Source organism: Porphyromonas levii DSM 23370, assembly GCF_000379925.1.
Classification (GTDB): Bacteria; Bacteroidota; Bacteroidia; order Bacteroidales; family Porphyromonadaceae; genus Porphyromonas_A; species Porphyromonas_A levii.
The window spans coordinates 1-6,755 of sequence record NZ_KB904314.1; the positions used below are offsets into that span (position 1 = coordinate 1).

A 6,755-nucleotide genomic window follows, 5' to 3' on the forward strand; every position below is an offset into this window, starting at 1 on the left:
CTGCGACTCTTCTCCTCGAATAAAGAGATTAGAAAACTAGCGGTGTAGCAAAAAGGAGAGGGAGAGGAGAGGGAAACAAACAATTGGAAACATTCAGTAGCGAGCTAACCAAATAGCCCGCTGGCAATCTCGTGTCCCAAAGTGTACCCATTTACAATAATTGTGGTATTCAGTAGCTTATAAATAGATAAAAAAGACAAAGACCAATCTCCAAAACAGCCAAACACCTCCCAAAATACAGCAAAGAGCACCCCAAAGTACCCCCAAATACTACCCCCCAACAGCGCCGATCTATACTTTGCGCAATCTAGGTCGCGCGAGCGGGGAAATTTATCTCTAGGAATAAAAATATTTATTCCTAGAGATAAATGTTTTTATTTGTGCAGAAAAGTAAATTTATTCCTAGGAACTATTCGGGGAAAGAGTATTAGGGTGAGGATTGAAGGTAAGTAAATGGAAATGAGAGGGATTTGCGCCATATCTCGGTGGTTTGCTCAGAGGGGTAAAGTGCAGAAGATGTGGATTTGTGCAGAAGTTCCGTTACCAAATCGTTAGTTCATTCCTCGAATGGTAACGAAGAGGCAGGAGAAGGTAACTGACAGAAGAGTGTTCGGTAACTCACCTTTCTGTTATTACGGTGCTTATGCTTTGTATCACAATGTCTTGCGTAGCTGAAAACGCTTCGGTAACGGGTAACTTTGCCCATAAAAAAAGAAGCGTATGCAAACAGACAAATTCAAGGTGTTGCTCTACCTCAAAAAGAGCGGATTGGACAAGTCGGGACTAGCTCCGATAATGGGGCGCATAACCTACGGGCGAACCATCGCCCAATTCAGTTGTAAACTCTCGTGCGACCCCAAGTTGTGGAATGCTCGTGAGAGCAGGTTGAACGGCAAGAGCCGTGAAGCGGTGGCAACGAATGGCAAGTTGGAACGCTTGCTTCTCTCGGTGCAGTCGGCTTATCGACTCCTTTGCGAGCGAGGTGCGGTATTTACGGCAACAGACATCAAGGAGCAGTTCCAAGGGAGTATGCAAAGCCAAACAACTTTCTTGGAGAGATACGACCGAATGGTCGAAGAGATGGAGCAAAAGGTGGGCACCGAAATAAAGGCTACGACTATGAGTGGTTACTATACTATCCGTAAGCATTTGCAAGTCTTTATTGGTGAGAAGTACCATACGGCAGACATTCCTTTCAGACAGATAGAAGAAGATTTCTTGGAAAGTCTTCAACGCTACTCTATTGGAGTATTGGGACATTCGCTAGCCTATTATCGCAAGATGGCATTGGTGGTAAAGAAAGTCTGCCGTTTGGCGTATCGTGAAGGCTTGACAGAGCGACAACTATTTGCGCACGTAGAGATAGAGCGAGGAGAGAACAAACTACCTCGGGCTTTGGATAGGGCTTCATTGGATAAGTTGCGGGGCTTGACCTTTGAGCCGTATGAAGTGGAATTGGCGACCGCTTGCAATCTCTTTCTCTTCTCCTGTTATACGGGTGTTGCCTATTGTGATATGGTCGCTCTGAATCGGGAACACCTCTTTACGGATGATGAGGGGGCGTTGTGGCTGAAGTTTCGCAGACAAAAGACCAATACCCTTTGCCGTGTGAAACTCCTATCCGAAGCAGTGCGTTTGATAGAACAGTATCAATCGGAGGAACGTAGTACGCTCTTTGCTCCCATAGCCTATTCGGCTTACCTTATTCAGCTCAAAGCCCTGCAACTTCGGGCAGGTATCTCCATCCCCCTTTCGGCACACGTTGGTCGCCACACTTTTGCGACCTTGATTACTTTGGAACGTGGCGTTCCCATCGAAACGGTGAGCCGAATGTTGGGGCATAGCAATATCCAAACGACCGAGCGATATGCCCACGTTACCCCGAAGAAACTCTTCGATGAGTTCGAGCGGTTTCTCTCTTTCACTGAAAACCTAACCTTAACCCTATAAGAGCTATGCGCAGTACATTCAAAATACTATTCTATATCAATAAGAGCAAGACCAAAGCGGACGGTACAACGGCAATCCTTTGCCGTATCACCATTGACGGAGCGAACGTAGTGATAACCACAGGCGAAAGCACGAATCCTCACGATTGGAGCGTGAAACGAGGAGAAACAACGGACAAGAAGACCAACCAACACCTGCAAACCTTTCGGGAGGAAGTCGAGCAAGGGTACAATACCTTGCTCTATAAATATGGAGCGGTGAGTGCCGAGCTTCTGAAGAACTACTTGCAAGGCATCGGGAGGACTCCGACGACTCTTCTCGCTCTTAGTTCGGAGGAACTCAAAGCCCAACGAGAAAACAAGAGCGAAGGAACGTACAGCAACAATCGGTGTTCGGACAGACAGCTTAACACCTTTGTGCGAAGTCGTGGCGAGGAGGATGTTCCCTTAACGGCTCTTATGATAGACTTCTTTGATGATTACCGTTTCCATTTGAAGAAGGAGGGCTATGCCCCTGCAACGATAAACAGGCATTTGTGTTGGTTGAGTCGGCTGATGTATCGAGCCGTCAGTCAGGGTACAATACGCTTCAATCCTTTTGAAGAGGTGAAGTACGAAGTCGTGGAGCGCAAGCCTCGTTTCCTGAGCAAAGGCGATGTGGCAAAGCTCTTGGCATTCCCGTTACAGGACGAAGGGGCAGAATTGAGCCGAAGAATGTTTCTTTTCTCGGTCTTTACGGGTTTGGCATTTGCCGACTTGCAGAGCCTGCGAGCTTCGCAAATCGAAACGAACAGCGAGGGAAAACGGTATATCCGCAAGGCAAGACAGAAAACGGAGGTGGAGAGTTTGATACCCCTGCATCCGATAGCGGAGCAGATACTTTCACTTTACACGAAAGAGAATAGCAAAGGAGATTACAAGATATTTCCCGATACGATGAGCAAGGGCAAACTACTGACCCATCTCAAAGCCGTGGGCTTGGCCTGTGGCATTCGCACTCCGCTGGGCTACCACGTTGGACGACACAGTTTCGGCACACTGACTTTGGAGGCAGGCATTCCGATAGAGAGTATCGCCAAGATGATGGGGCACGCCTCCATCTCGAGCACGCAAATCTACGCTCAAATCACAGACCAAAAGATTTCAAAGGATATGGAGAGGTTGATGTAACAAAGAGAGCAGATAACTTGAATATAAAAAAGAGTTTGTTCCTCATTAATGGAGCAAACTCTTTCTCTTTATAGATTCATTTTAAGTATTGGAAAAGGGCTTGTCAGTGGTGCAGATCGTTATGGTCATACCCTTTTGTTTTTAATGCTCTTTTCCTCGAACTCACCAACAGCCCCCTCATTAGTTTAGTGTAGGAGAATTAACGTGATGCTATAGCTTCTTCAATCCAATCTTCAAGATTATCTTTAATTTCATTATAAGTATCATTAGGATTGGGGTTATAGCATTTTACAACACTTGAAAGTTTGGTACCATCATCGAATTCAAATTGATCAAAAGGGTTCTTTCCTTTTGAAGATTTTCCCGTTCTTGGGTCTTTTAGATTATGTATATAAACCCCGACTAATCCCTTACCAAGTTCCCAAGCTTTTTCGATTTCATATCGTACCCATTTTCTATTAGCCGTTTCTTCTCCTACCAATACGACAACACAACTTTTGTATCTAAGGTTATCGTCAATCCATTTTTTTATTGAAGCTTCTCCGCCTCTTTTAACGCTTTCCCATTCATTTGCAGAAACGGGTTTATTATCTTCCAATGCACCAATGTTTCGAATTTGTTGAACTCTAAAAACATCATTTTCATAGTGAAAACTGTAAAATACTTGTCTTTTTGCCATAATTATATATTTTGTAAGATATCAATTGCAGTTAATGTATTGCTTATCACATTATCTTTTGTGGAATTGTCTTTTCCAAGCTCTATAATTGCATTATATAAACTGTTATTATTGGGATAATAGCTTTGTAATTCGTTTATAACTCTATCCCATAAAGATTTAGAAACATAGCCAGTTGCTCCTATTGGAATCGGAATAACATTGTGCTTTAAACAAATTTCAAATTCTTCCTCCATACCATTTGAGTTAACAATATTTTCTCCAACCTTTTTATTCCCAAAAACAAAGATTGCGATACCAGCTTTTGAGATCATTTCGTTCCTGTAATCCGTCCACACTTTGGAAATGCTTTGCCCTCCCGATTGTATCTGCGGGAAAGGGCGCAAAACCAGTAAATCATCCAAACTTCTATAATTTGAGTTTAGTTTAAAATCTAAAGCTCCATTAATAACGATACTTCCGATACCTAAACCAAAGCCTGAAATGATTTTATACTCTTTTTCTGCTAATTTGTAACTCAAAGAATGAATAAGACCTTTGGCTGTTTCTTCCGTATATGGAGCATAGTTGTGAGCTGCGCCCGAAATAAAAATATTTTTCCTTTTTAGTCTCTTCTCAATTTCCAAGAGTATTGCAGTTATGTCAGAATACTCTTTTACCATTATTGCACGAATACCATATCGAATTAAATCCTCAATTTTCAATTCTTGCTTGATTTTAGCATACAAATAATCTTCTTTATTTTGCTCGGAAGTTTTTGTAGTATCCTGAAAATCTAACTCTTGTACTTCCTTGAAGAAGCAATAATGAGTAGGAGTGTTGTCTTTTAGTAAAATTTTTATTCTCCCTAAAATGTATTCCAAATTCGGGTCATCAAAACTAAATCCTATAAATAAGAACGTCTTTGATAATAAATCACCTCTTAATGCAGTGGAGAACAATTCTTTCTTGTCATTATATGTTTCATAGTCATCTTTTGTCAAAACAGCTTCATCTGGTGAATTTTTATCTCCGTGCATTTTGTAAACGATAGCATCCTTTTTCTTGATATTTCTTGAAAAGTCTTCTTGTCTAATTTTTATTTCTACAGTCTTTCCTTCGCTCTCTAATGTTCTTTCTATAAGTTGGTCATAATTAGTCGTCCAAAATGTATCGATACCAATACGGGATAAGATCTTATGATTTTCACTTCCTACTTTGAGTGTGCTAAACTCGTTGATAATCTTGTTATTTATCTTACTACGTTTAAATTTATTGAAATGATACTGTGCTACAGAAATTAAATCATGTTCCTTTTCAATATCCAAATTTAATTCGGTCGCTAAGTCCCTCAGCAACTCTTTCCAGTTTACAAAACCTGCAGAAGCAGACAACCCTGCTCCTGCAAAAATTGCAGCATCACCACTATTTATTTCAGCTATATAATCTCTAATGAATTGTTTTTGTTGGTCTGTAAATTCCATAATCATTTGTTTAGCCATATTAGTAAGTCTTCAAATGTTCCATCAGGGTAACGAATGTAGTACTCGTTATTTTTTAATGAATCTTTCTCAATTCTTGGATAGATTTGTAGATATTCATTACCATTCCATACACCACTATTTTCAGCCAAAGGGAGTAATGCAATCTTTCTACTTGATAGCTTATAGATATCTCCAATGCCTACTTCCCAATTACACCATTTAGATGTAATTGCAGAATTAGTTGCTAATAGTACAAACTTATCATTTCTATAAATCTGACGTTTAATTTTTTGTGCTGTTATACCATTTGTTTTTTCAGGCATTGTTTCATCCGCCCAATCTACATAAATTGAAATACCCAAATTCTCAAAAAAAGTCTTTGCCTGAACAACCAATGCTTTATCATGGTGAGAATGTGATAAAAAAATACTTGTTTTTGATGTGCTTTGGGAAAACATTCTACTCTCATTTAAAGTAGTATATCCTTTGCTATTTGCTTTTTTGTAGGCAATTGCTTGAAATTCCTGTTTTGTAAAAATCGACATTATTCAATACGGTTTCCTCCTTTGTATTCTCTCTCGAAGTCGGAGGATTTCGCTCACGGGAGAGATTTCTTGAACCAATAACGCAAATGTACTTGATTTATTGTGAAAAGATAGCGAGTAATCAGCAAAAAGATACCGAGCGATGGCGAGATTGCTCGGTATCTTTTGGATGACCATTCGGCAGGTTCTTTCTGTATGGTTGCCAAACGGCAGGAAAATGCTTCTTGCGAATGCTTTATCTCTGATAGTTCTCTTGCAATAGTTGGTTTATGTCGGAGAGTCGGTAAAGTATCTTGCCTGCGATTTGGGTGTAGGGGATAATGCTCTTGTCCCGATAGTCCTGCAAGGTGCGAGGCAGGGCAATCGCATTTGAAATGCTGTATTGACACTCTTTCATAAATGTCATTTAAAGCCTTGAAATTCAATGTAATATCCTTGTTTATGTCGCAAATTATTGGTATCTTTATGTCTGATAATCAATAGTTTAACTCATATAACAAAGGATTTATGGACTCTCTTTTTAAGGCACTTACAACTATTCCCGACTCTCGCAAGGGAAACCACTTGATTTATCCGCTTGACTATATTCTTCTTATTGTATTTACAGTGGTTATGGCCGGATTTAATGCTTGGTCTGAAGTCGAGCTTTACGCCCAAATTTATGTCTCATCCGATATTCTGCGTGATGGCGGTTACCGTGATCCCTTGAGACTCCTGCGTCAGCTTGTATACACCAATCATCTTGCGGGATGAAATCCGCAAGATATGGGCGACGGGGTTATTTTTCTCTTTGAAAATTTGAAAGAAAACTGGAAATCCATTATAATTGAGCGAATTATCCACTAAACGCTTAATTACGCAATGGATACCAGTTTTCTACGACATGTATATGGGCTTCTTGGAGTCAAATGTACTGCTACACACTACAAAACTAACAAAATAGTTTTAG

At 40.5% G+C, this 6,755-nt stretch carries 6 protein-coding genes and 1 pseudogene; 3 read left to right on the forward strand and 4 right to left on the reverse strand.

Annotation, left to right across the window (positions count from 1 at the left end):
* Positions 1 to 720 precede the first annotated feature (720 nt).
* The gene (locus A3GG_RS0110880; protein WP_018359315.1) at positions 721 to 1,950 is read left to right on the forward strand and encodes a site-specific integrase; all 1,230 of its coding nucleotides are present in this window, start codon (positions 721 to 723) and stop codon (positions 1,948 to 1,950) included.
* A 5-nt stretch (positions 1,951 to 1,955) separates the two neighbouring features.
* Positions 1,956 to 3,119 carry a site-specific integrase gene (locus A3GG_RS0110885; protein WP_018359316.1) on the forward strand — a complete coding sequence of 388 codons (1,164 nt, stop codon included), beginning with the start codon at positions 1,956 to 1,958 and terminating at the stop codon, positions 3,117 to 3,119.
* A gap of 199 nt (positions 3,120 to 3,318) precedes the next feature.
* Here the strand turns inward: A3GG_RS0110885 and A3GG_RS0110890 are convergent, their stop codons facing one another.
* From A3GG_RS0110890 to A3GG_RS13215, 4 genes and pseudogenes are all read right to left on the reverse strand, one after another.
* Positions 3,319 to 3,798: a TIR domain-containing protein gene (locus A3GG_RS0110890; protein WP_018359317.1), complete on the reverse strand. Its 480-nt coding sequence runs from the start codon at positions 3,796 to 3,798 to the stop codon at positions 3,319 to 3,321.
* Between the two features lie 2 nt (positions 3,799 to 3,800).
* Positions 3,801 to 5,279: an SIR2 family protein gene (locus A3GG_RS0110895; RefSeq protein WP_018359318.1), complete on the reverse strand. Its 1,479-nt coding sequence runs from the start codon at positions 5,277 to 5,279 to the stop codon at positions 3,801 to 3,803.
* Entirely contained in the window at positions 5,264 to 5,806 is a 543-nt protein-coding gene (locus tag A3GG_RS0110900; protein ID WP_018359319.1) for a toll/interleukin-1 receptor domain-containing protein, read from the reverse strand. The genes A3GG_RS0110895 and A3GG_RS0110900 overlap by 16 nt, the downstream gene beginning before the upstream one ends.
* A 235-nt stretch (positions 5,807 to 6,041) precedes the next feature.
* Positions 6,042 to 6,161, reverse strand: a pseudogene (locus A3GG_RS13215) (helix-turn-helix domain-containing protein); the annotation flags it as partial.
* Between the two features lie 152 nt (positions 6,162 to 6,313).
* On the opposite strand from A3GG_RS13215, the gene A3GG_RS12500 reads away from it, so the two are divergent.
* Complete coding sequence (locus A3GG_RS12500) at positions 6,314 to 6,559, forward strand: transposase family protein (RefSeq protein WP_018359321.1); 246 nt, start codon at positions 6,314 to 6,316, stop codon at positions 6,557 to 6,559.
* Positions 6,560 to 6,755 lie beyond the last annotated feature (196 nt).

Bases quoted from the DNA above. Each gene is read 5' to 3' on its own strand.
- A3GG_RS12500 (WP_018359321.1), top strand. From the start codon at position 6,314: ATGGACTCTCTTTTTAAGGCACTTACAACTATTCCCGACTCTCGCAAG.
- A3GG_RS0110890 (WP_018359317.1), bottom strand. From the start codon at position 3,798: ATGGCAAAAAGACAAGTATTTTACAGTTTTCACTATGAAAATGATGTT.
- A3GG_RS0110895 (WP_018359318.1), bottom strand. From the start codon at position 5,279: ATGGCTAAACAAATGATTATGGAATTTACAGACCAACAAAAACAATTC.
- A3GG_RS0110880 (WP_018359315.1), top strand. From the start codon at position 721: ATGCAAACAGACAAATTCAAGGTGTTGCTCTACCTCAAAAAGAGCGGA.
- A3GG_RS0110885 (WP_018359316.1), top strand. From the start codon at position 1,956: ATGCGCAGTACATTCAAAATACTATTCTATATCAATAAGAGCAAGACC.
- A3GG_RS0110900 (WP_018359319.1), bottom strand. From the start codon at position 5,806: ATGTCGATTTTTACAAAACAGGAATTTCAAGCAATTGCCTACAAAAAA.